This window comes from Sphingomonas sp. GW821-FHT10F11 (assembly GCF_058809095.1).
Map to the genome: position 1 here is coordinate 178237 of NZ_JBXASH010000007.1, position 25452 is coordinate 203688.

Sequence of the window (25452 nt, forward strand, 5' to 3'; positions counted from 1 at the left end):
ACCCAGGCTATGCGCAACTAAATGCCGCACGCGCTTGATCGCGCGCAAGAAAGGGCTAGAGCGCCCGCATGGCTTCCCGTCCGCTCACTTTGTACGAAAAGATCTGGGCCGCTCATGTCGTCGAACGGCGCGATGACGGCACCTGCCTGATCTATATCGACCGCCACCTCATCCACGAGGTCACCAGCCCGCAGGCCTTTGCCGGCCTTCGCGCGGCCGGGCGCAAGGTGCGCCGGCCCGACCTTACGCTGGCGGTGCCCGATCATAACCTGCCGACCACGGCGCGGCTCGATGCAGCGGGCAAGCGGCTGCCGATCTTCGACGTCGAGAGCGCGGCGCAGCTTGACGCGCTCCAGCGCAACACCGCTGAATTCGGCATCGACTATATCGACGCGGTCGCGCCCGAGCAGGGCATCGTCCATGTCGTGGGCCCGGAGCAGGGCTTCACCCTGCCCGGCACCACGTTGGTTTGCGGCGACAGCCACACCTCGGCGCACGGCGCGATGGGCGCGCTGGCGTTCGGCATCGGCACCAGCGAGGTCGAGCATGTGCTCGCCACCCAGACCCTGCTGCTGAGCCAGTCGAAGACGATGGAGGTCCGGGTCGACGGATCGCTCGGCTTCGGGGTCAGCCCCAAGGACGTGATCCTGGCGATCATCGGCAAGATCGGCGCGGCGGGCGGCACCGGCTATGTGCTTGAATATACCGGCGAGGTGATCCGCGCCATGTCGGTCGAGGGTCGGCTGACCGTCGCCAACATGTCGATCGAGGGCGGCGCGCGCGCCGGGCTGATTGCGCCGGACGAAACGACCTTTGCTTATCTCAAGGGCCGGCCGATGGTGCCGAAGGGCGCCGATTGGGACAAGGCCGTCGCCTGGTGGAAGACTCTGCCGAGCGATCCCGCCGCGACCTATGACCGCAGCGTGCGGCTCGACGCGACCGATATCGCGCCATCGCTGACCTGGGGGACGAGCCCGGAGGACATCGTGCCGATCACCGGCGTGGTGCCCGATCCCGACAGCTTCGCCGATCCGGCCAAGCGCGCCGCCGCGCGGAAATCTCTCGACTATATGGGCCTGACGCCGGGCACCGCGATGCAGGACGTGGCTGTCGGGCATGTCTTTATCGGCAGTTGTACCAACAGCCGGATCGAGGATTTGCGCGCCGCGGCCTCGGTCGCCAATGGCCGCCATGTCGCTGACGGCGTGCGCGCGCTGGTCGTGCCGGGTTCGGGGCTGGTCAAGCGTCAGGCCGAGGCCGAGGGGCTCGACCGCATCTTCGTCGATGCAGGGTTCGAATGGCGCGAGCCGGGTTGTTCCATGTGTCTCGCCATGAATCCGGACAAGGTGCCGCCGGGCGAACGTTGCGCTTCCACTTCGAATCGGAATTTCGTAGGGCGTCAGGGTCCAGGAGCACGGACTCATCTGGTCTCACCCGCGATGGCGGCAGCGGCGGCTGTCACCGGGCGGTTGAGCGACGTCCGCGACCTGATGGGAGGGTCGAGATCATGAAGAAGGCGCTTGTGCTGCTGATCCTGGGCACCGTGTTGAGCGGCATCGCCGCCTATGCCGCGACCGCCAAGGCGAGGCCGGCCGACGGAACGATCGCGAGCCAGTAATGAAAGCCATCAGCCAGGTTTCCGGCCGCGCCTATCCCTGGGGCGCGAAGAATATCGACACCGACGTCATCATCCCGGCGCACTGGCTGAAGACCGTCACCCGTGAGGGCCTCGGCAAGGGCGCGTTCGAGACGGTGCGGGCGCAGCCCGACAATATCTTCGACGATCCGCGCTATGCCGGCAGCCCGATCCTGATCGCGGGCGACAATTTCGGCTGCGGATCGAGCCGCGAGCATGCCGCCTGGGCGCTGGCCGATATGGGCATCGTCGCGGTGATCGCGCCGAGCTTCTCCGACATCTTCTCGGGCAACGCCTTCAAGAACGGAATCGTACCCGTCGTTCTGCCGCAGGACGCGGTCGACCGGCTGGTCGAGGTGGCGAAGACCGACCCAGTCACCATCGATCTCGAGACGATGACGGTGACCACTCCCTTCCAGGACCGGTTTTCCTTCGAGCTGGACGCGTTCCGCCGCCAATGCCTCATGGAGGGGCTGGACGAGATCGGGCTTACGCTGGCAAGGGATACCGCGATTTCGAAATATGAGTCCGGTGTCGACGAGCACCGGCCATGGATGAGCGGAGACAGGATCTATGCGGGCATTGTTGTCGAAGGCGCCGGGCGGCCCTGACACCCTCGTCATCGACGACCTGCCCGATCCCGTGGCCGGGCCCGGCCAGGTGGTGGTCGCGGTCAAGGCGTGCTCGATCAACTATCCCGACGTCCTGATCATCGAGGACAAATATCAGTTCAAGCCGCCCCGGCCGTTCGCGCCGGGCAGCGAGATCTCCGGCGTGATCGAGAGTCTCGGCGAGGGCGTGACCGACTGGGCGGTGGGTGATCGGGTGATCGCCACTACCGGATCGGGCGGCCTGGTCGAGAAGATCGCGCTCAATGCGACCAGCCTGTTCCGCCTGCCCGAGGGGCGCAGCTTCGCCGAGGGTGCGTCGCTGTTGCTGACCTATGGCACGACGATCCACGCACTGCTCGATCGCGGGCATCTTGCAGAGGGCAATACGTTGCTGGTGCTCGGTGCGGCCGGCGGTGTCGGGCTGGCCGCAATCGAACTGGGCAAGGCGTTCGGTGCGCGCGTCGTCGCCGCGGTGTCGTCCGAGGAGAAGGCCGCGGTCGCCAAGGAAGCGGGCGCCGATGTGACGCTCATCTATCCCCGCGCCCCGTTCGACAAGGACCAGTCGAAGGCGCTGGCCGACCAGTTCAAGGCGGCGCTCGGCCCGGGCGGCGCCGACGTGGTCTATGATCCGGTCGGCGGCGACTATGCCGAGCCGGCGCTGCGCTCGATCGCCTGGGAGGGGCGCTATCTGGTCGTCGGCTTCCCGGCGGGCATCCCGAAGCTGCCGCTCAACCTGACGCTGCTGAAGAGTTGCGACGTGTGCGGCGTGTTCTGGGGCGCCTTCGCCGCGCGCGACCCCAAGGCGAACCAGGCCCATATCGAGCGCCTGTTCCGGCTTTGGAAGGATGGCCGTATCTCCCCGCGCGTGACCGAAACCTTCGCGTTCGAGGACGGCGGCAAGGCGATCGCCCGCATGGCCGCGCGCCAGGCGATCGGCAAGCTGGTGGTGACCGTCGCGGACTGACTCGTTCCACCCGTTCCGGGGGAGGAATGACTGCGACGAAGAATCGACCTGTGCCTCGCGCGGTCGTGCGCGCGCGGTTGCGTCGCAGCATCCGCGACCCTATCTCCGCCGTAACAATTGCAAACGCCCAAGGGGAACGAGCAACCATGAGCACTTTCGACGATCGCGAGCGGGCTTTCGAAACCAAATATGCGCGCGACGAGGAAATGGCGTTCCGCATCACGGCGCGGCGTAACCGGCTGCTCGGCCAGTGGGCAGCCGCCCAGATGAAGCTCACCCCGGAAGAAACCGATGCCTATGCCAAGGCAGTCGTGCAGGCCGATTTCGAGGAAGCCGGCGACGAGGACGTGATCCGCAAGCTGGTCAGCGACCTGAACGCGGCCGGCGTCGAGGTCGACGAGGGTGCGGTGCGCCGCGCGATCGAGGACCAGACGATCGAGGCCCGCCGTCAGCTGATGCAGTCGGAATAATCACATGGCGATGGCAGCCGAAGAGATCGAGGCGCTGATCACCGGGGGCATCCCCGATGCCCGGGTCGAGATCACCGATCTCGCCGGCGACGGCGATCACTATGCGGCGCGGGTGACGTCGGAGAGTTTCCGGGGCTTGCCCCGCATCAAGCAGCACCAGGCGGTCTATGCCGCATTGGGCGGCCGGATGGGCGGCGTGCTGCATGCGCTTCAGCTCACCACCGCGGTTCCAGAGTAAACAGGAGTAGACCCAGTGACCGATGACTCACAGGCCCGCATCGCCGAGATGGTCGCCAAGAGCGACATTCTCCTCTTCATGAAGGGCAGCCCGCTCTTCCCGCAATGTGGCTTTTCCAGCCGCGCGGTCGCCATCCTCAACCATCTCGGCGCCGAATTCGACAGCGTCGACGTGCTGCAGGACCAGGGCGTGCGCCAGGGCATCAAGGCGTTCTCGGACTGGCCCACCATTCCCCAGCTCTATGTGAAGGGCGAGTTCATCGGCGGATCGGACATCATGATGGAGATGTACGAGAGCGGCGAGCTTGCGCAGCTCTTCGAAGAGCAGGGCGTCGCTCAGGCAGGATGAAGAGGGAAAAAGGGACGGCACATGTTGTACGAAGCGGATTTCGCGCGCGGTGAAAACCGCGGGCGGACACCCCTCCTCGTCTGCGACCTGACCCAGAGCTACTCCCCCGTGGGCGGCGGCGGGATTAGCACTTACCTTCGCGAGAAGCGCGATTATGTGCTGACCCATACGCCGCATCACCTGCTGCAGATCGTGCCGGGGCCCGAGGACCGCATCACCGTCAACGGCCGCCACATCTTCGCCGAAGTCGCGGCCCCACAGGTGCGCGGCAGCCCGAACTACCGCTTCATCTTCCGCACCAGCGTCGTCCGCGACCTGCTGGCGCGCTACCAGCCCGACGTGATCGAATCCTTGTGCCCCTGGGTCCTGCCCTGGACCGCGATCAACCATCGCCGCGCCTTTCCCGAGACGACCCTGGTCGCCGGCTATCGCACCGATTTTCCCAACGCGCATATCTACCGCGTCGGGGTCGAGCTGTTCGGTGCGCCGATCGCGGGCGCGCTCAGGACGCTGTCCTATCATTATGCCAAAGCGACCTATAACGCGTTCGACCGCGTCTATACGCTGGGCGAACCCGCGCGGCTGACGCTGGAGCAGCACGGCGTGAAGCGCACAGACGTGCTGTCGCTCGGAGTGGACACCACGCTGTTCAACCCCGCTGCGCGCGATCCGGGCTATCGCGCGCAGCTCGGTTTGCCGGGTAAGGGGCCGCTGCTCGTCTATGCCGGGCGGATCGACAATGAGAAGCGCGCCGACAAGCTGATCGACATGTTCCGCCGGCTGCCGCCCTCGCTCGATGCGGCGATGGTGATGATCGGCAACGGCAAGCTCTACGATCGGCTCGTCGCCGAGGCCGCAGGCCTGCCGATCGCCTTCCCGGGTTTCGAAAGGGACCGGGCGAGCCTGGCCCAGGCACTTGCCTCCTCCGACATCTACGTCTCCGCCATGGCGGACGAGACGTTCGGCATCTCGGTGCTCGAGGCGCAGGCGGCCGGCCTGCCGGTGGTCGGCGTGGCGAGCGGGGCGATGCCCGACCGCGTGCCGCAGGGCCTCGGCCTGCTTGGGCCGGTCGACGATATCGATGCCATGGCCGCCAATGTCGTGAAGCTGTGGCAGCAAGGCCCGGCCGCGATGAGCCTCGCGGCACGGGCGCATGTCGAGCAGAATTTCAGCTGGAACGCGACCTTCGGGCGGCTCTTCGGCGAGATCTACCCCAAGGCGATGGCGCATGCCGCCGCGCGCACCAAGGGCAAGGCGCGGCAATATGCCGGTTTCGGTCAGCTCGAGAATGCAGGAATTTCGAAGGCTGGGTAATTGAGGCCGGGTAGGACGGACCGATGCGAGATCGGAGGGGAGCATCGGTCCGTCCTGCTGAAGCGATGAACGCTCGGCATGTTTCAGATTATGCAGTCGGCGTGCCAGTCCGGGCCGGCGACGTAAATCCGGGCATCTCGATGGTTAACGCCTCTTTCCACCCGGCGCCGACTGTAAATCCTTCCGACAGTTCAGCCGCCGATGGTGACGGCGACCTGGTACAGCCCAGGATGCGCGGTCCCCAGCGCGGCGTTGCGCGCAAAGAAGTCGCTCGCCCTTAGCCGCGCCATCACCCGATCCTGCGCCGGCTGGCCGCGTACCTGGGCATAGTTGACCACCCGGTCGCCCTCGAGCCCACGATGGATGCTGGCGGACATCCAGCCTTCCACGTCGCTGACCGAACGCGCACCTTCCGCGAGCAACGCGATCAGCGCCGCCTGATTGGCGGGATCGCAGGTGAAGACGTTGATCTGGGTGATGACCCCGGTTCCGCTGAAGATGATCGGCATGTCGTTTCTCCATACAGGCCCATGGGGGCGCACCCCGACAGGCCGGGACCGCGCATATCGCGTCCCTTCCTGTCGCGGGTTCCGCCGGAGCGGATACGGAGAGCACTCTCGCGCACGAGAGCGGTGGCCGGGCTTACCGATACCGGCCTGCTTCTTTTCGACCGGCACGGGCTAGCAAATTGCCGCGGGCCGGTCCAGGAATCGCGGCATGACGAACCCCCATACCGACCGGCGCACCGGCGGCCGCATCCTGATCGACCAGCTCGTCGCGCAAGGCTGCGACCGAATCTTCACCGTCCCCGGCGAGAGCTTCCTCGCCGTGCTCGATGCGCTCCACGACACGCCGGAGATCGACTTGGTGGTGTGCCGGCAGGAGGGCGGCGTCAGCTTCATGGCCTGTGCCGACGGCGCGCTGACCGGACGGCCCGGCGTCGCCTTCGTGACGCGCGGGCCGGGCGCGACCAATGCCTCGATCGGCGTCCATGTCGCGATGCAGGATTCGCAGCCGATGCTGCTGTTCATCGGCGATGTCGATCGCGGCACCAAGGACCGCGAGGCGTTCCAGGAGATCGATTTCCCGGCGATGCTCGGGCCGGTCGTGAAATGGGCGGCGAAGATCGACGATGCGGCGCGCATCCCGGAATATGTCGCGCGGGCGTGGAGCATCGCGATGTCGGGGCGGCCGGGGCCGGTGGTGCTGGCGCTGCCGGAGGACATGCTGCTGGACGAGGTCGACGCGGTCGACCGGCCGAGGATCGACCGGCCTGCGCAGCCGGCCGCTACGCATGCGGTCGCCGCGGCGCTCGACCTTCTCGCCAAGGCAAAGGCGCCCGTCGCGATCGTCGGCGGCGCTGGCTGGGACGCGGCCGCCACACGGGACTTCACTGCCTTCGCTGAGCGCGCCGCCCTTCCCGTCGCCGCCGCCTTCCGCCGGCAGGACGCCATCCCTAATGCCTCGTCGGCTTGGGCCGGCAATCTCGGCTATGGCCCCAATCCGAAGCTCGTCGCGCGGGTCAAGTCAGCCGATGTGTTGCTGGTGGTCGGGCCGCGGCTCGGCGAGGCGACGACTGACGGTTACGCGCTGATCACACCAGATCATCCGGGCCAGACCCTGATCCACGTCCATCCCGACCCGAACGAACTCAACAGCGCCTATCGCGCCGATCTCGCCATCTGCGCGGGCATGGCCGAATTCGCCGCTGCGCTCGCTGCCTCAAACGCTGCTCTGCCCCGCTTTGCCGGCGAGGAAACGCATGAGGAATGGCTGGCCTGGTCCACCCCTGCCCCGCGCGACATCAAGCTCGACCTCGGCCCCTGCGTCGCGACGATGCGCGAGGTGCTGCCGGTCGACACGATCATCTGCAACGGCGCGGGCAATTATTCAGGCTGGTGGCATCGTTACTGGCGCTATGCCGGCCCGGGCTGCCAGCTTGCCCCGACGGCGGGCGCGATGGGCTATGGCGTGCCCGCCGCGACGGCGGCCGCGCTGCGGCATCCGGGTCGCATGGTCGTGGCGCTGGCGGGCGACGGCTGTTTCCTGATGAACGGGCAGGAACTCGCGACCGCGGTCGGGCACGGTGCCGATATGCTGGTGCTGGTGATCGACAATGGTGGCTACGGCACGATCCGTATGCACCAGGAGCGCGAATATCCCGAGCGTATCTCCGGCACCGAATTGCGCAACCCGGATTTCGCCGCGCTGGGCCGGGCCTATGGCTGCTGGGCAGAGACGGTGGAGACGACGGAGGCGTTCGCTCCAGCCCTTGCCCGCGCCATGGCGGAGACCGGGGTGCGGCTGTTGCACCTCAAGACCGACCTTGATGTGATCACGCCGGCGACGACGATCTCGGCGATCCGGAAGCGTTAATCGCGGCGGATCTGGCTCCCGAAGGCGATGATATAGCCGTCCGGGTCGGTCACCTCGAATTCCCGGTTGTTGTAGCAGGTGTCGCACAGGTCGCTCACCTGCGCGCCGCGCGCCTTCATGTCGGCGTGGAGCGCATCGGCATCCTCGATCCAGACGTGCGCGTCCCAGACACCGTCCATATAACCGCGATTGGTGCCGGGGACCGGGTTCTCGCCATTGCCCTGGAGCATGAACTGGACGCCGCCCCGGCCCATGAACGCCATCACCGGCGGATCGCGGAAGGTGCCGATCACCGCAAAGCCCATGCGATCGCGCCAATAGGGGATGCTGATCGCGAGATCGCGCACCACGAGCACCGGGGCCACCTGCCAGGCTTCGGTCGACATGCCGAGCAATCTATTCGCGCTTCACAGAATAGAAAAGGCCGCCCGGTTGCCCCGAAGCGGCCTTTCTAACAATTGACACATACCGTGTCAGATATCGTCGCCGAGCGCGCCCTTGATCTTGCCGATCGTCTGCTGGGCCTTGCCCTTGATTTCCTGACCGGCGCCTTCGTCGCGCGTATCGGGATTGTCGCTCTGCTGCTTGACCTTGCCAATCGCTTCGTTGACATTGCCTTTGATCTTGTCGACGAGTTCACCCATGTGCTTGCTCCTTGATTTCAGTGCGGCGCCGACGGCCGGCGCCAGCCACTCCCGGAACAAGAACGGTTGACCGCGCGCCCAGTTCCTGCGGCTCACCGCGCACCTGGCTCGCAACGCATTGAAAAACGGCCCGGGAAGCCTCTGTGCCCGACCGCATAGCCGATCATTATGAGCGCCATGCGCATGCTTTCGATCGCGATCGGGCGCGCGGTTTCGTCGAGCGGGCGTGGATCGAACGCTTCGTGATGCCGCTGCCGCGCGGCGGGGCGATCCTCGACCTGGGCTGCGGCGGCGGGGAGCCGATCGCGCGATACCTGATCGATCACGGCTTCGTCATGACCGGGATCGACAGTTCGGCAACGATGATCGAGCTCGCCCGCAAGCGCTTTCCACGCCATCGCTGGCTGCAGATCGACATGCGCAAGCTGGCGATCGCGGACCGGTTCGAGGGGGCGATCGCCTGGGGAAGCCTGTTCCACCTCGAACATGACGACCAGGAAGCGATGATCGCGCGGATGGCAGCATGGCTGAAACCCGGCGGACGGCTGCTGTTCAACAGCGGGCCGAAGCGCGGCACCGCGACCGGCGACTATTGCGGCGACCCGCTCTATCACGCGAGCCTCGACCCGGCGGAGTATCGCGCGGCGTTCGTGAGAGCCGGGCTGGTCGAGATGGCGCACGTCGCCGAAGATCCCAGTTGCGGGCGCGCGACCGTCTGGCTGGCGCGGAAGGTTTAAGGCAGAGCTGAGAAAGAACGCGTCGATACCCCGAAGGGCGTCGCCGGATCCCACATTGTCGTCATTCGCGGCGATGTTGAATCAAGCATCCCCGTCGTATCGATGGCCCTATGGCGCGACCTTCTTCAGGAAGGCCATCACCGCCACCCAGTTCGCTTCGGTGCCCTTGGGGTCCTTCGAAGCGATCAGCGTCGAGGAGCCGTGGACGCCCGTCGTCGGCACATATTGCTCGGCACGGCCGCCGGGCACGGCCGCGACGATCGTCTTGGCTTCGGCGATCTCTTCAGGATCGCTCGCCGAGGTGACGAATACCGGCACCTGCACCTTTGCCGCCGCAGTCTTCACCAAGGCCTTGTCGGGGAAATATTCGCCTGGAGAAAAGGCCAGGATAGCCTTGACCTTGCCGGGGTTCTCGGCCGCGAGCGGAAACACCAGCGAGGAGGAATAGCTGCTGCCCCACAGGATGACCGGCAGCTTCAGCTCGCCCGCGAAGGTGAGTGCGGCCTGCAGGTCACGCTTTGCGTCAAGATAGTCGGTGCTCTTGCCAAGCAGCGCGACGGTCTCGTTGTCGCCATAGAGCTTGCCACCAGAGCGCTGGTCGATCGCGATGGCAGTATAGCCCGCGTCGCGCAGGCGCGGCGCGATCTCGGTATATTCGCCCTTGCTCGACTCAGCCTGGTGGAACAGCAGGATCACTGCCTTGGGTTTGGCCGCGTCATAGCGACGTCCGAAGATCGTCAGGTCGTCATCGGCCTTGAAGGTCACCGGCGTCCAGGCATGCGCCGCCGTGGGTGGCACATTGTTGTACTTGGTCTCCGGCTTGTCGCACGACGACAGCGTGGTGGCCGCGAGCAATAGCAGTCCGAAACGCACCGTCCGCATCAGATCAACCCCGCCAAAGGACTCGAAGGATCGGCATACATGCGCTTGCCCATGCGGCCCGCGAGATAAGCGAGCCTGCCCGCCTCCACACCGGCCTTCATCGCCGCCGCCATCATGATCGGATCCTTTGCCTCGGCAATGGCGGTGTTCATCAGCACGCCGTCGCAGCCTAGCTCCATTGCAGCCGCCGCATCCGACGCGGTGCCGACGCCCGCATCGACCAGCACCGGCACGCTCGCGCCCTCGACGATCAGGCGGATCGTCACCTTGTTCTGGATGCCGAGCCCCGAACCGATCGGCGCGCCCAAAGGCATGATCGCGACGGCGCCGGCATTCTCCAGCCGCTTCGCCGCGATGGGATCGTCGACGCAATAGACCATGGGCAAGAACCCCTCCTTTGCCAGGATCTCGGTCGCGCGCAGAGTCTCGACCATGTCGGGATAGAGCGTCTTGGCTTCGCCCAGCACTTCGAGTTTCACCAGATCCCAGCCGCCCGCCTCGCGCGCCAGCCGCAGGGTACGGATCGCCGATTCGGCGTCGAAGCAGCCCGCGGTGTTCGGGAGGTAGGTGACTTTCTTCGGGTCGATGAAGTCGGTCAGCATCGGGGCGTTGGGATCGGAGACGTTCACGCGGCGCACCGCGACGGTGACGATCTCGGCACCCGACGCTTCGAGCGCGGCGGCGTTCTGGGCGAAATCCTTGTATTTGCCGGTGCCGACGATCAGCCGCGAGCGGAAGGTGCGGCCGGCCACCGTCCAGGTGTCGAGCGTCGGCGTCACATCGCCACCGCCGACGAAATGCACGATCTCCAGCTCGTCGCCGTCCTCGACCATGACGTGGCCGAGGGTCGAGCGGGGCACGACCTCCAGATTGCGCTCGACCGCGACTTTTTCGGGGACGAGGCCGAGATCGGCGGCGAGCTGCGCCAGACTGAGGCCCGCGGCGACGCGGCGGTGCTCGCCGTTGACGCGGATCGAGACGGTGTGATCGGTGTGCAAGATACCCTCAATTTCCGTTCGGGCTGAGCTTGTCGAAGCCCTGCCCTTCACTTCGAAGAAAGAACAGCCCTTCGACAAGCTCAGGGCGAACGGTTGAGGACGCATTTGATCGCCAACCCCGGCTCATATAGGAAGCACCCGCACGTACCCGCAACCGAAAGGCTCCCTCTTGGCCGATACGATCTTCGTCCTCAACGGTCCGAACATGAACCTGCTCGGGCTGCGCGAGCCGGAGATCTACGGCAGCGACACGCTCGACGACATCGCCGGGCAGCTCGAGGACCGCGCGCGGGAGCTCGACCTGAAGATCGACATGCGCCAGTCGAATCACGAGGGCCACCTCATCGACTGGCTGCACGAGGCGCAGGCGAGCGGCGCGAAGGCAGTGATCCTCAATGCCGCCGCTTTCACCCACAGCTCGGTCGCGCTCCACGACGCGATCAAGTCGATCAGGACACCGGTGATCGAGGTGCATCTTTCCAACCCCCACAAGCGCGAAGACTTCCGGCATTTGAGCTGGGTAGGTCGCGCCGCGCGGGGAACCATCGCCGGCTTCGGCGCACTTTCGTATCTGCTTGCGCTTGAAGCCGCCGCCCGTCTCTGACAGGACGCGCCCTCAATAAGGGTTTTTTGGCCCAATAAGGGAAGAACAGGGGTCGCATGGCCGAAGAAACGAATTCCGATCCGATGCGGATCGATGTCGAGCTGGTCCGCCAGCTCGCGCAGATGCTCGATGAAACCCAGCTGACCGAGATCGAGGTCGAGGACGGCGGGCGTCGTATCCGTATCGCCCGCAAGGCAGCCGCTGCGGCGCCGGCGGTGCAGTACGCGCCGGCACCCGTTGCCGCGCCGGTGGCAGCCGCCGCCCCGCCGGTCGAGGCCGTAGCGGCGGTTCCCGCCGCCAATGCGGTCAAATCGCCGATGGTCGGCACCGCCTATCTTTCCGCCGAGCCGGGCGCGCCGCCGTTCGTCGGCGTCGGCAAGGCCGTCGCGGCAGGCGACACGCTGCTGATCGTCGAGGCGATGAAGGTGATGAACCCGATCCTCGCCCCCAGCGCCGGCGTTGTCCGGGCGATCCTGGTCGAGAGCGGCCAGCCGGTCGAATTCGACCAGCCGCTCGTGGTCGTCGAGTAAGCCAATATGGCTGAAATCAAGAAGCTCCTGATCGCCAATCGCGGCGAAATAGCGCTGCGCATCCATCGCGCCTGCCATGAGATGGGCATCAAGACGGTCGCGGTGCACTCCACCGCCGACAGCGACGCGATGCACGTCCGGCTTGCCGACGAGGCGATCTGCATCGGCCCGCCGCCCGCGACCGAGAGCTATCTCAACGTCGCCAACATCATCTCGGCGGCCGAGATCAGCCATGCCGATGCGATCCATCCCGGCTACGGCTTCCTCTCCGAGAATGCCCGTTTCGCCGAGATCGTCGAGGCGCATGGCATCATCTTCGTCGGGCCCAAGCCCGAGCATATCGTCACCATGGGCGACAAGGTGGAGGCGAAGCGCACCGCGGGTGCGCTCGGCCTGCCGTTGGTGCCCGGTTCGGACGGCGCGATCGGCGACGTGGCCGAGGCCAAGGCGATCGCGCGGAAGATCGGCTATCCGGTGATCATCAAGGCGGCGTCGGGCGGCGGCGGGCGCGGCATGAAGGTGTGCGCGTCCGAGGATCAGCTCGAGACGCTGATGATGCAGGCGGGCAGCGAGGCCAAGGCGGCGTTCGGCGACGCGACCGTCTATATGGAGAAGTATCTCGGCAACCCGCGGCACATCGAATTCCAGGTGTTCGGCGACGGCCAGGGCAATGCGATCCATCTCGGCGAGCGCGACTGCTCGCTGCAGCGGCGCCACCAGAAGGTACTGGAAGAGGCCCCCTCCCCCGTGCTCGGCGCGGAAGACCGCGAGCGGATGGGCGGGATCGTCTCCAAGGCGATGTCCGACATGGGCTATCGCGGTGCGGGGACGATCGAGTTCCTGTGGGAAGACGGCGAGTTCTACTTCATCGAGATGAACACCCGCCTTCAGGTCGAGCATCCGGTGACCGAGATGATCACCGGCCTGGACCTGGTGCGCGAGCAGATCCGCATCGCCGAAGGCCATCCGCTGACCTTGCGCCAGCAGGACGTGGTGTTCCGCGGCCATGCCATCGAATGCCGCATCAATGCCGAGGACCCACGGACCTTCGCGCCCTCGCCGGGGTTGGTGAAGCAATATCATGCGCCGGGGGGCATGAACGTGCGCGTCGATAGCGGGCTTTATGCCGGGTACCGCGTGCCGCCTTATTACGACTCGATGATCGCCAAGCTGATCGTCTACGGCACCACCCGCCAGGGCGCGATCCGCCGCCTGCGCCGGGCGCTGGAGGAATTCGTGATCGAGGGGATGAAGACCACCATCCCGCTGCACCAGGCATTGATCGAGGACCCGGATTTCCAGGCGGGGGATTATACGATCAAGTGGCTCGAGGAATGGCTCGCACGGCAAGAGGACTAGCTGTTCCGCGCAGCGACCGGGCCGGTGTCAACATTACTGTAATGTAACTCGACTCGGCACGATCCGCGGCCTAGCCTTCGATCGATTGTACCGGCTGAGGGGAAGCCATGATCCGTAAGCTCGTTGACGCGGCGCCGCCGCCCGCTTTGCCTGTCGTCGCCCCCGAAGATCTCGGCAAGGCGATCGATGAGGCATGTCGCGCGACGCCACGCCCCGACACGATGCTTTCGGCCCGATTCTGCCCGACCTGCGACCGTCAGCTGCTCGACGAGGAGCTGACCTGCCCGCCATGCTGGCTGCGCGGTGGCTCAGGCAAGACGGGCTTTGTCCGCGCCGCCATCGCGTCCATCACGGCGGTGCTGAGACGCTGACGCCGCCAGGCGGCCGGCCGGGAGAGCGGACATGTTCATCGGCCATTACAGCGCGGCGTTCGTCGCGGCGACATCCCCCAGGGCACCGCGACTCGGCACCTTGTTCATCGCGGCCCAGCTTGTCGATCTCGCCTTTTTCTCCTTCGTGCTGCTCGGCGTGGAGCATATGCGGCTCGTCCCCGGCATCACTGCGATGAACCCCATGGACCTGTACGACATGCCCTGGACTCACAGCCTGGTCGGGGCGCTGGCCTGGTCGGCGGGGTTCGCGCTGCTGATATGGTTCTGGCGGCGGAGCAGCGTGACGGCGCTGATCGGCGGGGCGGTGGTGTTCTCGCACTGGCTGATCGACCTGTTCGTCCACCGGCCCGACCTGACCCTGGCGGGCGGCCCACCGCCCTTTGGGCTCGGCCTGTGGAATTATCCGGCGATCGAGATGCCGCTCGAGCTGATCCTCGCTTACGGCACGCTCTCCTGGTTCGCCCGGAAGACGCGCGGGCCATGGATGCCCGTCGCGGCGCTGGCGGTGGCGATGGCGGCGTTCCAGGCGTTCAACTGGTTCGGGCCGGAGCCCGCGACGATCGTCGATCCGCCGCCGCCATCGCTCGCCATTCTCGGACTCCTTGCCTATGTGCTGCTCGCATTGCTTGCCTGGTGGGTGAGCCTGACGAGACAGTTGAAGACTGGGAGTTGAAGATTGAAGGCGACGATCTGGCATAATCCGCGCTGTTCCAAGTCGCGCGAGACACTGGCGATCCTGCAGGAGACGCCCGGCGTCGAGACCGAAGTGATCGAGTATCTGAAGACCCCGCCGACCCGCGAGAAGCTCGCCGCGCTGTACGAGCGCGCCGGCATGACCCCGCGCCAGGGCCTGCGCATGGCCGAGGATGCCGCGCGCAGCCTGAAATATGCCGATGCCGACGCGATCCTCGACGCGATGATGGTCGACCCGATCCTGATCGAGCGGCCACTGGTCGAGACCGAAAAGGGCGTGCGGCTCGGCCGGCCGCCCGAAAAGGTGCGCGAGATCCTGTAGATCGGACGCCCGATTCTCCAACTTTATCGGCCTTTGGCGGACTCATTTTTTTCTTCCGCTGTTATGTTGGGTTTTCGGGGCGAATTTCGTCTTCACTTTCAGATACTTGGAATGGGTTTTCCCTGTTATGGATAACAGCGGAAAAACAGCGGAAGAATTGCACGAAAACAGCGCTGTTTTCCGCTGTTCCCGGCAGATTTCGTCGCCGATTTTTCATTCATGATGTGAAAGAGCCGGGCGAGGCGAACCGCATCCGACGCCATGCTGGAGAGATGCCGGCCGGATTTGAATCGATCCGCCCGATTTGCTGGCCGGTCAGACCGGTGCGAGCATGGTCCGTTCGGCGATCCACGCCCGCAGCGACGGGCGATCGGGCAATTCGATCCGGCCGTAGCGCCGCCGCACGAGCTGGTCCTTCTCCAGGCCCCGCAGCGCCGTGCCGATCGCAACGCGCGAGACGCCGAACCGCGCCGCCAGTTCCTCATGCGTGGCGGTGACCCCGTCCTCTCCGGCCGTCGCCAGCAACAGCTTGGCAAGCTGCACCCTGAGCGGCAGGCGGCGGAGATCGTCTGCGAATTCGAGCAGCGTGTAGAGTCGTCGCGCCATCATCGTCATGATCGCGCGAGTGAGCGCGGGGTTCGCCTCGGCGAAACGCTCATAGGCGGCGGGCGAGACATGATCGATCGCAGTCGCGCCCTTCGCCACGGCATCATGGGTGCGCGGGAGATCCGCAAACAGGGTCATTTCGCCAAAGCAATGGCCGGGCCCGAGGATCGAGGTGATGACGAACGAGCCGTCGAGGCCAGGATTGCCGATCTGGACCGCGCCCTCGCGGATGATCGACAGGCCGGGACGGGCATCGCCGCGGGCCTGGACCAGCGCGCCATCGGCATAGGACATGCGCGTGCCGGAGGCGCAGAGGCGTTCGAACATTTCCGGCGGCAGCATCGAGGCGAGGCCAGGTGCGTCGAGGAAGAGCAAGCCGGCCAATTTGATCCCCAATTGCAGGGAACTCAGCGATTAGGCAGTTTGCGAATCCGTCCCCATGGAACGCAAACCGGTTGGACTACCCAGCGATACATCTTGGGTTTCGTTCTACGGCTGGAGCGAACTCTTCGCTCCTGATCTTGCATTTTCATCGCCAGCGACCGCCGAGCGCGTTCGCATTGTCGAATATCGCGATAGAGGGTGTTCGTCGGTCCTCCGACCAGCTTGTACGACGTCGGCTTGCTCGCTGAAGCGGCCAACGCGAGCGCTATCGCTATTGCAATCAAGCCAAGTTCTCCATCGTCTCATGCGTCCCTGGACTCGAAGTAAGCATCGGCGAGCAGGCAGGCGGCAATAGCAAACAACTTGTCATTCTTAAGCGCGCGGCTCTGCTACCACAAGCTCGAGAGCGCTCCACGGGAGCGCCGGGGAGAGCGCCATGAAGGTCGAGCTGATCGCGATCGTCGCCATCTATGTCGGGTTCGCGCTGGCGGAGGCGATCTCGACCGGCTTCTTCCGCAAATCGGGCGCGACGCGGCAGGATACGGTGGTCGAAGTGATCGGGACGGCCGTATTGCTGGTCGTGACCCAGCCGCTGGCGCTGGCAGGCGGGATATTCCTGGCCCATCTCGCCGCGCCCGAGGCGCAGGGCGCGCTTTCCGGCTGGCCGCTCCTCGCGCAGATCGCGCTGCTGCTGCTGTGCGACGACATGATGCAATATTGGTGGCACCGGCTCTCGCACACCGTGCCGTGGCTCTACAATCTGCACCGGCCGCACCACAATGCCGAATATATGTCGGTGCGGATCGTCTACCGGAACAACATCTTCTATTATCTGCTGATGCCGTCGCTCTGGCTGTCGGGCGTGCTGGTCTATCTCGGGCTGGGCTGGGTCTATGCCGGCTATGTCGTGGTCAAGATGGCGGTGATCATCGCGGCGCATTCGGACCGGCGCTGGGACGCTCCGCTGTATCGTGTGCCGTGGCTGTCGCCGGTGATGTGGCTGGTCGAGCGCACCGTTTCGACGCCCGCGACGCATGCCGCGCATCACGGCAAGCATGCCGATGACGGGGTGACCCACTATAAGGGCAATTTCGGCAATCTGCTGTTCTTCTGGGATGTGCTGTTCGGCACCGCGAAGATCACGCGGCGCTATCCGGAGAAGATCGGGGTGGAGAATTTGCCGGCGACCACGGCGGCGGCGCAGTTGTTGTGGCCGCTGGTGCCGGTGCCCAAGCGTCCCTCATCTTGAATTTCGGACCTGCGTTTTCTGTTTCCCCGGCGAAGGCCGGGGTCCAGTTGAGACACTTTTGAAATGGACGCTTCGCCCATTTCCTTCTGTTTCCCGACTGGGCCCCGGCCTTCGCCGGGGAAGAAGACAGAGGCAACGACCTGGATGCATCCGGCCTAAGCGAACGGCCTTCCCGCCGTCGCATAATGCGCCATCGCCATGGTGGTGAGTTGCGCGTTCACGCGGATGCAGCTCGAGAAAGTGCTGGCGTCGGTGACCAGCACATTCGCCGTGCCATGGACGCGGCAATCCAAGTCGACCACGCCCTTTTCCGGATCGGCGTTGCGGGCGTTGCCACCCTGGGGGTGCGAGCTGGACAGGGTGACGTCATCCGCCTCGCCGATATGGCGATCGAAAAAGGCGTCGATATCCTCGCCCTGGCGCAGGGTCTGCCCGCGGGCAAGCGCGGGATAGACCTCGGTCGCGCCGGCGGCGAAATGGACCTTGGCGAGCGTGCCGAGCGCGCGGCGGAGCAACGGCAGCTCGACATCGGCGCGCAGCTTGAAATGGAGGCTGCCGCCGATCAGCCGGCCCTGGCGGTCGGCGGGGAAGAGGATGCCGGCTGAGGCGAGCTTGTTATAGTTGAGCATGCGGTCCGCATGGCGGCCGAACCAGCCGGGCATCAGGGTCGACATGCTCATCGGCGGCTGGAAGTGCGATTCGAGCAGGAAATCGCCGCGGTCGACATAGGTCGCCATCTGGTCCTCGTCCCAGGCACGGACCTGGCCGGGCATCAGCGCCACAACCGGGCAGGCGATGTTGAGCGAGATGCCCTCCCCCGTGCCCTCGATGCCGCTCTTGTCGAGGATCCGGCTCGACGCCATCGTGCCGGCGGCGACGACCACGCCTTTCGTCGCCTTGATGGTGCGGCGGGTGCCGTCGGGGAGCAGGACCTCCACGCCGGTCGCGACGCGGCGCCCCGCGCCATCGGGATCGCCCCAGACGATCTTTTCGACCTTCGTCTCGGCAAGGATGCGGGCGCCCGAGCGGCGCGCGTCGATCAGGAAGGACTGGGCCATGCCCTGCTTGCGGCCATAGGGGCAGCCGGTGTTGCAGTACCCGCAATAGGCGCAGTCGGCCTTGAGGCTGCGCGGGCCGTAATTCTTGCTGAACCAGAGCGCGGGCGCGGCGGTGTCCATCGGATCGTTGCTGGCGGCGGCGTGAGCGGCCCAGCCGTTCAGCAGATGCGTGCCGTTGTTGCGGCCGCTCCTTTGGTCGATCGGCTCGATGCCGAGCCGGGTTTCGACCGCGCGATAGGCTGCCTCGAACCGCGCGGTATCGACTGGCGCGCCGAGCGCGGCCCAGGTGGCGAAGACGTCGTTCGCGTGCGGGTGAGTCAGGCCATCCTGCTTCACGCGGAGCGCAATGCCGTTGTTGATCACGGTCGAGCCGCCGACGCAGTGGCCCTGGAAGACGACGATGTCATGGTCGCGGCTCGTCTGGACACCGCCATCGACGAACAGCCGCGCGGTCATGCGGCGTTCTTCATGGGTGATCGCGCCCGAGGGGAAATGCGGGCCGGCCTCGATCACCAGCACGTCGTGATGGCGGGCGAGATTGGCGGCGGAGACAGCGCCGCCGGCACCCGAGCCGATGACGATCACATCCGCGCAAGCGGGCGCTTCGCTGGGGTCGAGCACATCGTCATGCGCGAGGTCGCGGCCGGGAAATGGCTCGATCTGGACCTCGCGGACGCCACGCTTGCGCTGATGGGGCAGCTCGAAACCGATCGCCTGGAGCACCGGATTGGCATCATTGTCGACCTCGGCCGCGCCGATCCAGTGGCCGTAATAGCCGGCATAGACGATGCCCCGGATGCGGGCGAGATCCTGCATCAGATTGTTGCGGCTGCGCTGGAGCCGCTTCGCCACGCGCCGTTTGCGCCAGGCCGGGCCCATCAGCAGGAAGAGCGGGCCGCCCATCAACAGGCAGATCAGATACAGGGTGAAACCGATCTCGCGCGGCTTGCCGCCTTCGACCATGCCGAACTGGTGCTGGAGATTGGCGACGACGCGTTCGGGCGGGATCTTCATGTCGACGCCGTGGAACAGCGCCTCGGTCAATGCCTTGAGGATCGCCGCCTGCAGCGGATTGAACGGATCGCGCATCGTCGAGTGTCCCCCGGTGTCCCGGCGGGATCGTAGCGGCGCGATATTGCAGCGGCGAGTCGGACCATAACCAAGACCGCGCTATTGCCGGCGCGCCGCGAGAACCTGTTCGGCGATGCGGTCGAGATGGGTTTCCCAGGTGCCGCAGCATCCACCCCACACATCGATATGCGGATAGCGGGCCGCCAGCGCGCCCATGCGTCGGCCGAGATCCGCTGGGTCGCCGCTTTCCAGATGGCCGAGCTGGCAGAGTTCAATCTTGTCCATCGAGACCGCATTGGGCCTGAGGCTGCGCAAACGGAGAATCCAGTCGCCGGGTTCGAGCGCCGGTTCGAATTCGAGCGGATGCGAACAGTTGATGCCATAGAAGGCGGGTCGCGATTCTCCGGCCTGTGTATCGACCGCTTCGATCGCCTCGCGCAGCGACGGGCCGGAGTTGAGCCTGCTCGCGGCATCGAGCGAAAAGGACAGCGACAGCGGCAGGCCGTATGTCGCGGCGGCACGCGACAGGCCGACTGCCTCCGGCACGGAATTGAAGGTCATCGCGCTGACGATGTCGGCACCGGTTCTGGCCAGGGTCTCGAGTTGCGCGCTGTGATAGTCCTCCGATTCCTCCTCGGTGATGGTTCGATTGATCGAATAGGCATCGCCGCGAGGACCGACAACGCCCGCGATGCGGATCGCGGGAAGCTGGCCCTGATAGGGAGCAGCCATGTCGTTCAGGAAATCGATGCAGCGCAACTGTACCTCGGCAAGGCCTGACGCCGAATAGCCGAGCAGCGCACCCCAGTCCGGGCTCGCCCGGTAGTCGAGCCCGCCCATCAAGGCCGCAAAACCGTGGCGCGCCGCAGTATCCAGATAGCGGCGATACATGCCCTGCAGTTCCCCGACCGCCACAGGGTTGTCGAGCAGGGTGAACATCGCGAAGTGGGGCAGATCATAGCCGAACTTGTACATGATCTCGGTTTCCTGGCCGCCCTCCGTCAGATACAGCAAGCCCGGTTCCGGGTTCGCGAAGCCTGTGTTCATCTTGCCCTCCCTTGATGATGCTTCACCCATAGCATGACTCGATCGAATTCGGCGCGTCTCGGAATGCTCTAGCCCGCTTGGCGATGCCCCGCTAAAGCCCGCGGGCATGAGCCAGATCACCCCCGAGATCGTCGCCCAGCATGGGCTTTCCGTGGAAGAATATGAGCGCGTGCTGCACGCCATGGGGCGCGAGCCGAACCTGACCGAACTCGGCATCTTCTCGGTGATGTGGTCCGAGCATTGCTCGTACAAATCCAGCCGTATCCATTTGAAAAAGCTGCCGACCACTGGCCCGCAGGTGATCTGCGGCCCGGGCGAGAATGCGGGTGTCATCGACATCGGCGACGGGCAGGCCGCGATCTTCAAGATGGAGAGCCATAACCACCCGTCCTATATCGAGCCCTATCAGGGCGCGGCGACGGGAGTCGGCGGCATCTTGCGCGACGTGTTCACCATGGGCGCGCGGCCGGTGGCGAACTTGAACGCGCTGCGCTTCGGCCGGCCCGAACACCCCAAGATGCGCCACCTGATCGCCGGCGTGGTCCATGGCATCGGCGGGTACGGCAATTGCGTGGGTGTGCCGACGGTGGGCGGCGAGGTGAATTTCCACGGCGCCTATGACGGCAACATCCTGGTCAATGCGATGACGGTGGGCGTCGCCGAGACCAACAAGATCTTCTATTCGGCCGCCTCGGGAGTCGGCAATTCGATCGTCTATGTCGGCTCCAAGACCGGGCGTGACGGCATTCACGGCGCGACCATGGCCTCGGCCGATTTCTCCGAGGATTCGGAGGAGAAGCGCCCGACGGTGCAGGTCGGCGATCCCTTCACCGAGAAGCTGCTGATCGAAGCGTGCCTGGAGCTGATGGCGTCCGACGCGATCGTCGCGATCCAGGACATGGGCGCGGCCGGCCTCACTTCCTCCTCCGTGGAGATGGCATCGAAGGGCGGAGTCGGCATCGAGCTGGTGATGGACGCAGTGCCGCAGCGCGAGACCGGCATGACGCCGTACGAGATGATGCTGAGCGAGAGCCAGGAGCGCATGCTGATGGTGCTCAAGCCTGGCCGCGAGGCGTTCGCCGAAGCGATCTTCCACAAATGGGAGCTGGATTTCGCGGTGATCGGCCATGTCACCGATACGGGCCGCATGGTGCTGAAATGGCAGGGCGAGACGGTCGCCGACATTCCGCTCGGCCCGCTCGCCGACGAAGCGCCGGCCTATGACCGGCCCTGGGTGAAGACGCCGCCGCCCGCACCGCTGAGCAATGTGCCCGAGACGACCGATATCGCGGCCGACCTGCTGACCTTGATGGCCTCGCCCGATATCGCCAGCCGCCGCTGGATCTGGGAGCAGTACGACCACATGGTCGGCGCGGACACGGTGCAGCGCCCGGGCGGCGATGCCGCGGTGGTGCGCGTGCATGGGACCGGCAAGGGTCTGGCGATCACGACCGATTGCACGCCGCGCTATTGCCATGCCGATCCCTATGAGGGCGGGAAGCAGGCGATCGCCGAGGCGTATCGCAATCTTTCCGCGGTCGGCGCGAAGCCGCTGGCCACGACCGACTGCATGAATTTCGGCAACCCGCAGCGGCCCGAGATCATGGGCCAGTTCGTCGGCTGCATCGAGGGCATGGCCGAAGCGTGCGCCGCGCTCGACTTCCCGATCGTGAGCGGCAATGTGTCGCTCTACAACGAGACCAAGAATGACGACGGCAGCGGGAGCGCGATCCTGCCGACCCCGGCGATCGGCGGCGTCGGGTTGCTCGACGACTGGTCCAAATCGGCGACGATCGCCTTCAAGGGCACTGGGGACGTTATCCTGCTGGTCGGGACCCGCTCGGGCCATCTCGGCCAGTCCTTGTGGCTGCGCGAGGTTCACGGCCGCGAGGAAGGCCCGCCGCCGCCGGTCGATCTCGCCGCGGAGCGCAGGAACGGCGAGTTCGTGCGTGCGCATATCGCCTCGGGCGCATTCACCGCGGTGCATGACGTGTCCGACGGGGGCGTCGCGGTGGCGATCGCCGAGATGGCGCTGGCGAGCGGCATCGGCGCGATGCTGCATGCGCCCCTGCCCTGCGGCGTGGCCTGCTCGCTGTTCGGCGAGGACCAGGGGCTGTATGTCGTGACGGTCGCCGACCATGCGTTGCTCGACACGCTGGCGGGCGCCGGTGCGGCGGGGATCGAGGTCGAGCGGATCGGGCGGACCATCGCCGGCCGGCTGATCTTCGAGCTGCACGACGACGACCATGTCGTGACCCTGGCCGATCTGCGCGCGGCGCATGAGGGGTTCTTCCCCAAGCTGATGGGCGACACCATCGTCTGATCGCAAGGACCTGGTTCGAATAGGACCGGCGTGGATGTTTTTGCGATTGTAACCGCCCCGGACGGCGCGCAGCCTTGGCGGGCGGTGGCCACCTTAGGAATTCGCATGCCACCGGATCGGGGGCGGCAATGGGGGACGATTCGCGCGCGGGCGGTGAGACGATGCCGAAGGCGCCGTCCCAGGCCCAGACATTCCTGCAGCAGTTCGACATTCTCATCCAGCGCGTGACGATCGCGGGCCTGTTGGGGGCGCTGCTGTACGGCGCTTCGGCGGGCGCGTGCCGAGTCGCGCCGGCAGCAAAGGCGGCCGCGTCGGCAGCCGCGCGATGCGGCGATTCCCCTTGGCTCGGCGCCCTGCTCGCCTTTGTCTTTGCCATGGCGGCGCTGGCGGTGGGGGCCTTTGCCGGCTTCCTTTTCGGACTGCCGCGCAGCTTCACCGCCAACGTCTCGCGCCCGGAATCATCCTCGGCGCAGGATGCGGGCGGCGGCGGCGACGACAATGGCGCCGGAGGCGCGGCGAACCGGGCGTCCGGCCGGACCCAGGGCATCGGTTCCGACGTGAACACCAACCTGGAGCGAATCTCCAACTGGCTGACCACCGTGATCGTCGGGGTCGGGCTGACCAAGCTCGAGGCGATCCCGGGCGCCCTCACCAATTTCGGCCAGACGGTCGACCCCTATTTCGGTGCCGGCGGCGCGATATTCGGGGTGGGCGGCGGCCTGTTCTTCACGATTTCGGGCTTCTTCCTTGCCTATGTCGGAACCCGGGTGAAGCTCGCCACGGTCTTCGGGCAGAGCCAGGTCGATGTGGCGGCGATCTTCACCCCGGCGGAACGGGCGGCGGTGGCGCTGTCCGGCGGGACCGCGCTGACCGCGGCCACGATCGGCCTGGGGACGGCGGCCTCCGCGGTCGGCCCGGTCGACAATAGCGACCTGAAACGTGCCGACGATGCGCTGCTGCAAAAGTCCCTGGCCGATTTGAAGAGCGACGACCAGATCATCGCCTGGGCCAATGCCAAGATGCGCGCCGGCGATCCGCAGGCAGCGCTGACCGCGTACAAGGATGTCGCGCAACGCGTTCGCCTGACCGAGGCCCAGACCAAGGATTTCGCGCTGGTGCTGGCGGCGGCGGGCGATGCGAGCGGGGCCGCCACCACACTCGACGCGTACAAGACGACCGCCGGACAGGGCATCCCCGACGAAACCCAGGTGCGCCAGGAAATATCGACCGTCTCGCTTCAGGCCCGGCTGCGCGATGGACTGTGGAAGCCGCCCGCGGCCAAGGGGTATGAGGATTCGATCCGCGCCGGCGAAGAATTGGTGAAGCAGCCCGAGGGGGACGCCGTCGCGATCAACCATGTCTGGCTTGCCTGCGCCTATGGCCAGAAGCTCGGCAATCTGAAGAAGGCGGCGGCCAGTGGCGGCCCTGCCGTGCCGTCCCAGGACGATGCGGCGTCGCTGACCAAGCTTGCGATCGCGCAGCTGAAGCGCGCGGTGGAACTCGACCCCGCCATGAAATCGCTGATCGGCAATCTGTACGACCCCGCCAGACAGGTTGGCGGCGACAACGATCTGCAGCCCTTCTTCCGCAATCCGGAGATTGACGCGCTCCTGGCATCGTGATCGAACCGGCGCGATGACCGCCGGCTATTCCACCACGCCGCTTGCCGGGAAGCTGGGGCTGAAGCCGGGCATGCGGGCCTGGTTTCCGGACATGCCCGATAGCGTGCGGGCCGAGATCGGCGTGGACGAACTCGGGCTGTCGGAACAGGCGGCGCCTTCCGCCGGGATCGAGGCGGCGCATATCTTCGTCACGCGACGCGCCGACCTTGTTCGCGAGGTGGCGGCCCTGCGCGCGCTGCTCGCCCCGGCCGGTTTCCTGTGGGTATCCTGGCCGAAAAAGGCGGCGAAGACCGATACCGACATTACCGAAAATGTGATCCGCGACGTCGCACTGCCGACGGGGCTCGTCGATGTGAAAGTCTGTGCGGTCGACGAGAAGTGGTCCGGATTGAAACTGATGATCCGAAAGAGCCTCAGGACAGCATAGACCACGCCCGTTGCGCCCGATAGCCTGCTCCCAGGGGGGAGGAGCAGGATGACGGAGTCCAGCTATTCATCGACAGCGCTTGTCCGCGCGATCGTGATCGGGACGGTGATTGCGGGGACGCTCGACATCTTGTCCGCCTTCGCCTTCGCGATCATGGCGGGCGGATCGCCGCTGGGCGTGCTGCGCGGTGTTGGCGGGGCGGTGTTCGACAGCGAGGCGGTCGAGCCGCGGGTGCTCGCCGCGATCGGCCTGGCGCTGCACTTCGCGATCATGGCGGTGATGGCGACGGTGTATCTGGTGCTCGCCGGGCGGATCGGGCTGATCAACCGGCTCGCGGTGCTGAGCGGCCTGGGCTACGGCTTGGTGCTGTGGGGGGTGATGTACTGGGTGGTGCTGCCCTGGCGCTGGCCGACCATGTTCCCGGTGATCGACCCGACCGAGGTCGCGATGCAAGTGTTCAGCCATGTCGTGCTGGTCGGCATCCCGATCGCGCTGGTCGCGCGATCGGCGACGCGGTGGCGATTCACCGCCGACTTGATGTAGGCTG

The 25452-nt window shown here is 66.0% G+C and carries 28 protein-coding genes; 20 read left to right on the top strand and 8 right to left on the bottom strand.

Annotated elements, in window-relative coordinates:
• Positions 1-68: 68 nt before the first annotated feature.
• From leuC to AC1RT8_RS19495, 7 genes are all read left to right on the top strand, one after another.
• Positions 69-1511 (top strand): 3-isopropylmalate dehydratase large subunit, encoded by a 1443-nt coding sequence (gene leuC / locus AC1RT8_RS19465; protein ID WP_493077587.1) that lies wholly within the window; start codon positions 69-71, stop codon positions 1509-1511.
• 106 nt (positions 1512-1617) lie between these two features.
• Positions 1618-2247, top strand: a complete 630-nt coding sequence (gene leuD, locus AC1RT8_RS19470) for a 3-isopropylmalate dehydratase small subunit (RefSeq protein WP_372852406.1) — start codon at positions 1618-1620, stop codon at positions 2245-2247.
• Entirely contained in the window at positions 2210-3211 is a 1002-nt protein-coding gene (locus AC1RT8_RS19475; RefSeq protein ID WP_493077589.1) for an NADPH:quinone oxidoreductase family protein, read from the top strand. Before leuD ends, AC1RT8_RS19475 begins: the two co-directional genes overlap by 38 nt.
• A 146-nt stretch (positions 3212-3357) precedes the next feature.
• Positions 3358-3681 (top strand): DUF1476 domain-containing protein, encoded by a 324-nt coding sequence (locus AC1RT8_RS19480; protein WP_493077590.1) that lies wholly within the window; start codon positions 3358-3360, stop codon positions 3679-3681.
• 4 nt (positions 3682-3685) lie between these two features.
• The gene (locus AC1RT8_RS19485; protein WP_372852413.1) at positions 3686-3919 is read left to right on the top strand and encodes a BolA/IbaG family iron-sulfur metabolism protein; all 234 of its coding nucleotides are present in this window, start codon (positions 3686-3688) and stop codon (positions 3917-3919) included.
• Between the two features lie 15 nt (positions 3920-3934).
• Positions 3935-4267, top strand: a complete 333-nt coding sequence (grxD, locus tag AC1RT8_RS19490) for a Grx4 family monothiol glutaredoxin (protein ID WP_493077591.1) — start codon at positions 3935-3937, stop codon at positions 4265-4267.
• 21 nt (positions 4268-4288) lie between these two features.
• Positions 4289-5581 carry a glycosyltransferase gene (locus tag AC1RT8_RS19495; protein ID WP_493077593.1) on the top strand — a complete coding sequence of 431 codons (1293 nt, stop codon included), beginning with the start codon at positions 4289-4291 and terminating at the stop codon, positions 5579-5581.
• A gap of 191 nt (positions 5582-5772) precedes the next feature.
• Here AC1RT8_RS19495 and AC1RT8_RS19500 read toward each other — a convergent pair whose 3' ends face one another.
• Complete coding sequence (locus AC1RT8_RS19500; RefSeq protein WP_493077595.1) at positions 5773-6090, bottom strand: hypothetical protein; 318 nt, start codon at positions 6088-6090, stop codon at positions 5773-5775.
• A gap of 208 nt (positions 6091-6298) precedes the next feature.
• Between AC1RT8_RS19500 and AC1RT8_RS19505 the strand changes: the two genes are divergently transcribed.
• Positions 6299-7957: a thiamine pyrophosphate-binding protein gene (locus AC1RT8_RS19505; protein WP_493077596.1), complete on the top strand. Its 1659-nt coding sequence runs from the start codon at positions 6299-6301 to the stop codon at positions 7955-7957.
• On the opposite strand, the gene AC1RT8_RS19510 is transcribed toward AC1RT8_RS19505, so the two are convergent.
• Both AC1RT8_RS19510 and AC1RT8_RS19515 read right to left on the bottom strand, forming a co-directional pair.
• Positions 7954-8343: a VOC family protein gene (locus AC1RT8_RS19510; protein ID WP_493077597.1), complete on the bottom strand. Its 390-nt coding sequence runs from the start codon at positions 8341-8343 to the stop codon at positions 7954-7956. The genes AC1RT8_RS19505 and AC1RT8_RS19510 overlap by 4 nt on opposite strands.
• 87 nt (positions 8344-8430) lie before the next feature.
• Positions 8431-8601: a CsbD family protein gene (locus AC1RT8_RS19515; RefSeq protein WP_493077598.1), complete on the bottom strand. Its 171-nt coding sequence runs from the start codon at positions 8599-8601 to the stop codon at positions 8431-8433.
• Positions 8602-8744: 143 nt separating this feature from the next.
• Between AC1RT8_RS19515 and AC1RT8_RS19520 the strand changes: the two genes are divergently transcribed.
• Entirely contained in the window at positions 8745-9338 is a 594-nt protein-coding gene (locus tag AC1RT8_RS19520) for a class I SAM-dependent DNA methyltransferase (protein WP_493077600.1), read from the top strand.
• A 108-nt stretch (positions 9339-9446) separates the two neighbouring features.
• On the opposite strand, the gene AC1RT8_RS19525 is transcribed toward AC1RT8_RS19520, so the two are convergent.
• Both AC1RT8_RS19525 and thiS read right to left on the bottom strand, forming a co-directional pair.
• The gene (locus AC1RT8_RS19525; protein WP_493077602.1) at positions 9447-10220 is read right to left on the bottom strand and encodes an alpha/beta hydrolase; all 774 of its coding nucleotides are present in this window, start codon (positions 10218-10220) and stop codon (positions 9447-9449) included.
• Complete coding sequence (gene thiS / locus AC1RT8_RS19530) at positions 10220-11218, bottom strand: sulfur carrier protein ThiS (protein ID WP_493077604.1); 999 nt, start codon at positions 11216-11218, stop codon at positions 10220-10222. Before thiS ends, AC1RT8_RS19525 begins: the two co-directional genes overlap by 1 nt.
• 169 nt (positions 11219-11387) lie before the next feature.
• On the opposite strand from thiS, the gene aroQ reads away from it, so the two are divergent.
• From aroQ to arsC, 6 genes are all read left to right on the top strand, one after another.
• The gene (gene aroQ, locus AC1RT8_RS19535) at positions 11388-11822 is read left to right on the top strand and encodes a type II 3-dehydroquinate dehydratase (RefSeq protein WP_493077605.1); all 435 of its coding nucleotides are present in this window, start codon (positions 11388-11390) and stop codon (positions 11820-11822) included.
• A gap of 56 nt (positions 11823-11878) precedes the next feature.
• Positions 11879-12352, top strand: a complete 474-nt coding sequence (accB, locus tag AC1RT8_RS19540) for an acetyl-CoA carboxylase biotin carboxyl carrier protein (protein WP_493077607.1) — start codon at positions 11879-11881, stop codon at positions 12350-12352.
• 6 nt (positions 12353-12358) lie between these two features.
• A complete protein-coding gene (accC, locus tag AC1RT8_RS19545) occupies positions 12359-13711 on the top strand; it encodes an acetyl-CoA carboxylase biotin carboxylase subunit (protein ID WP_493077609.1) in 1353 nt (450 codons plus the stop codon).
• A gap of 107 nt (positions 13712-13818) precedes the next feature.
• On the top strand, positions 13819-14082 hold the full coding sequence (locus tag AC1RT8_RS19550) for a hypothetical protein (RefSeq protein WP_493077610.1): 264 nt from the start codon (positions 13819-13821) through the stop codon (positions 14080-14082).
• 31 nt (positions 14083-14113) lie between these two features.
• A complete protein-coding gene (locus AC1RT8_RS19555; RefSeq protein ID WP_493077612.1) occupies positions 14114-14776 on the top strand; it encodes a hypothetical protein in 663 nt (220 codons plus the stop codon).
• Positions 14777-14779: 3 nt separating this feature from the next.
• Positions 14780-15118: an arsenate reductase (glutaredoxin) gene (gene arsC / locus AC1RT8_RS19560; RefSeq protein WP_493077614.1), complete on the top strand. Its 339-nt coding sequence runs from the start codon at positions 14780-14782 to the stop codon at positions 15116-15118.
• Between the two features lie 315 nt (positions 15119-15433).
• Here arsC and AC1RT8_RS19565 read toward each other — a convergent pair whose 3' ends face one another.
• Positions 15434-16108, bottom strand: a complete 675-nt coding sequence (locus tag AC1RT8_RS19565) for a Crp/Fnr family transcriptional regulator (protein WP_493077616.1) — start codon at positions 16106-16108, stop codon at positions 15434-15436.
• A 436-nt stretch (positions 16109-16544) separates the two neighbouring features.
• Here AC1RT8_RS19565 and AC1RT8_RS19570 point away from each other — a divergent pair, with 436 nt between their 5' ends.
• Positions 16545-17357, top strand: a complete 813-nt coding sequence (locus AC1RT8_RS19570; protein WP_493077618.1) for a sterol desaturase family protein — start codon at positions 16545-16547, stop codon at positions 17355-17357.
• Positions 17358-17512: 155 nt separating this feature from the next.
• Here the strand turns inward: AC1RT8_RS19570 and AC1RT8_RS19575 are convergent, their stop codons facing one another.
• Entirely contained in the window at positions 17513-19504 is a 1992-nt protein-coding gene (locus tag AC1RT8_RS19575; RefSeq protein ID WP_493077620.1) for an FAD-dependent oxidoreductase, read from the bottom strand.
• A gap of 81 nt (positions 19505-19585) precedes the next feature.
• Positions 19586-20533: a homocysteine S-methyltransferase family protein gene (locus AC1RT8_RS19580; protein ID WP_493077621.1), complete on the bottom strand. Its 948-nt coding sequence runs from the start codon at positions 20531-20533 to the stop codon at positions 19586-19588.
• 106 nt (positions 20534-20639) lie between these two features.
• Between AC1RT8_RS19580 and purL the strand changes: the two genes are divergently transcribed.
• From purL to AC1RT8_RS19600, 4 genes are all read left to right on the top strand, one after another.
• A complete protein-coding gene (gene purL / locus AC1RT8_RS19585) occupies positions 20640-22856 on the top strand; it encodes a phosphoribosylformylglycinamidine synthase subunit PurL (RefSeq protein ID WP_493077622.1) in 2217 nt (738 codons plus the stop codon).
• Between the two features lie 128 nt (positions 22857-22984).
• Positions 22985-24478: a hypothetical protein gene (locus tag AC1RT8_RS19590; RefSeq protein WP_493077623.1), complete on the top strand. Its 1494-nt coding sequence runs from the start codon at positions 22985-22987 to the stop codon at positions 24476-24478.
• Between the two features lie 13 nt (positions 24479-24491).
• Entirely contained in the window at positions 24492-24905 is a 414-nt protein-coding gene (locus tag AC1RT8_RS19595; protein WP_493077624.1) for a hypothetical protein, read from the top strand.
• A gap of 48 nt (positions 24906-24953) precedes the next feature.
• Entirely contained in the window at positions 24954-25448 is a 495-nt protein-coding gene (locus AC1RT8_RS19600; RefSeq protein WP_493077626.1) for a hypothetical protein, read from the top strand.
• Positions 25449-25452: the final 4 nt, after the last annotated feature.

What these genes read in the sequence shown, in the direction of transcription:
- AC1RT8_RS19500 (WP_493077595.1), bottom strand. Translation starts at nt 6,090, where the DNA reads ATGCCGATCATCTTCAGCGGAACCGGGGTCATCACCCAGATCAACGTC.
- AC1RT8_RS19590 (WP_493077623.1), top strand. Translation starts at nt 22,985, where the DNA reads ATGGGGGACGATTCGCGCGCGGGCGGTGAGACGATGCCGAAGGCGCCG.
- AC1RT8_RS19595 (WP_493077624.1), top strand. Translation starts at nt 24,492, where the DNA reads ATGACCGCCGGCTATTCCACCACGCCGCTTGCCGGGAAGCTGGGGCTG.
- AC1RT8_RS19480 (WP_493077590.1), top strand. Translation starts at nt 3,358, where the DNA reads ATGAGCACTTTCGACGATCGCGAGCGGGCTTTCGAAACCAAATATGCG.
- AC1RT8_RS19505 (WP_493077596.1), top strand. Translation starts at nt 6,299, where the DNA reads ATGACGAACCCCCATACCGACCGGCGCACCGGCGGCCGCATCCTGATC.
- AC1RT8_RS19525 (WP_493077602.1), bottom strand. Translation starts at nt 10,220, where the DNA reads ATGCGGACGGTGCGTTTCGGACTGCTATTGCTCGCGGCCACCACGCTG.
- AC1RT8_RS19550 (WP_493077610.1), top strand. Translation starts at nt 13,819, where the DNA reads ATGATCCGTAAGCTCGTTGACGCGGCGCCGCCGCCCGCTTTGCCTGTC.
- AC1RT8_RS19485 (WP_372852413.1), top strand. Translation starts at nt 3,686, where the DNA reads ATGGCGATGGCAGCCGAAGAGATCGAGGCGCTGATCACCGGGGGCATC.
- AC1RT8_RS19475 (WP_493077589.1), top strand. Translation starts at nt 2,210, where the DNA reads ATGCGGGCATTGTTGTCGAAGGCGCCGGGCGGCCCTGACACCCTCGTC.
- accC (WP_493077609.1), top strand. Translation starts at nt 12,359, where the DNA reads ATGGCTGAAATCAAGAAGCTCCTGATCGCCAATCGCGGCGAAATAGCG.
- purL (WP_493077622.1), top strand. Translation starts at nt 20,640, where the DNA reads ATGAGCCAGATCACCCCCGAGATCGTCGCCCAGCATGGGCTTTCCGTG.
- AC1RT8_RS19570 (WP_493077618.1), top strand. Translation starts at nt 16,545, where the DNA reads ATGAAGGTCGAGCTGATCGCGATCGTCGCCATCTATGTCGGGTTCGCG.
- accB (WP_493077607.1), top strand. Translation starts at nt 11,879, where the DNA reads ATGGCCGAAGAAACGAATTCCGATCCGATGCGGATCGATGTCGAGCTG.
- leuC (WP_493077587.1), top strand. Translation starts at nt 69, where the DNA reads ATGGCTTCCCGTCCGCTCACTTTGTACGAAAAGATCTGGGCCGCTCAT.
- leuD (WP_372852406.1), top strand. Translation starts at nt 1,618, where the DNA reads ATGAAAGCCATCAGCCAGGTTTCCGGCCGCGCCTATCCCTGGGGCGCG.
- AC1RT8_RS19600 (WP_493077626.1), top strand. Translation starts at nt 24,954, where the DNA reads ATGACGGAGTCCAGCTATTCATCGACAGCGCTTGTCCGCGCGATCGTG.
- AC1RT8_RS19515 (WP_493077598.1), bottom strand. Translation starts at nt 8,601, where the DNA reads ATGGGTGAACTCGTCGACAAGATCAAAGGCAATGTCAACGAAGCGATT.
- AC1RT8_RS19495 (WP_493077593.1), top strand. Translation starts at nt 4,289, where the DNA reads ATGTTGTACGAAGCGGATTTCGCGCGCGGTGAAAACCGCGGGCGGACA.
- AC1RT8_RS19575 (WP_493077620.1), bottom strand. Translation starts at nt 19,504, where the DNA reads ATGCGCGATCCGTTCAATCCGCTGCAGGCGGCGATCCTCAAGGCATTG.
- AC1RT8_RS19580 (WP_493077621.1), bottom strand. Translation starts at nt 20,533, where the DNA reads ATGAACACAGGCTTCGCGAACCCGGAACCGGGCTTGCTGTATCTGACG.
- AC1RT8_RS19555 (WP_493077612.1), top strand. Translation starts at nt 14,114, where the DNA reads ATGTTCATCGGCCATTACAGCGCGGCGTTCGTCGCGGCGACATCCCCC.
- AC1RT8_RS19510 (WP_493077597.1), bottom strand. Translation starts at nt 8,343, where the DNA reads ATGTCGACCGAAGCCTGGCAGGTGGCCCCGGTGCTCGTGGTGCGCGAT.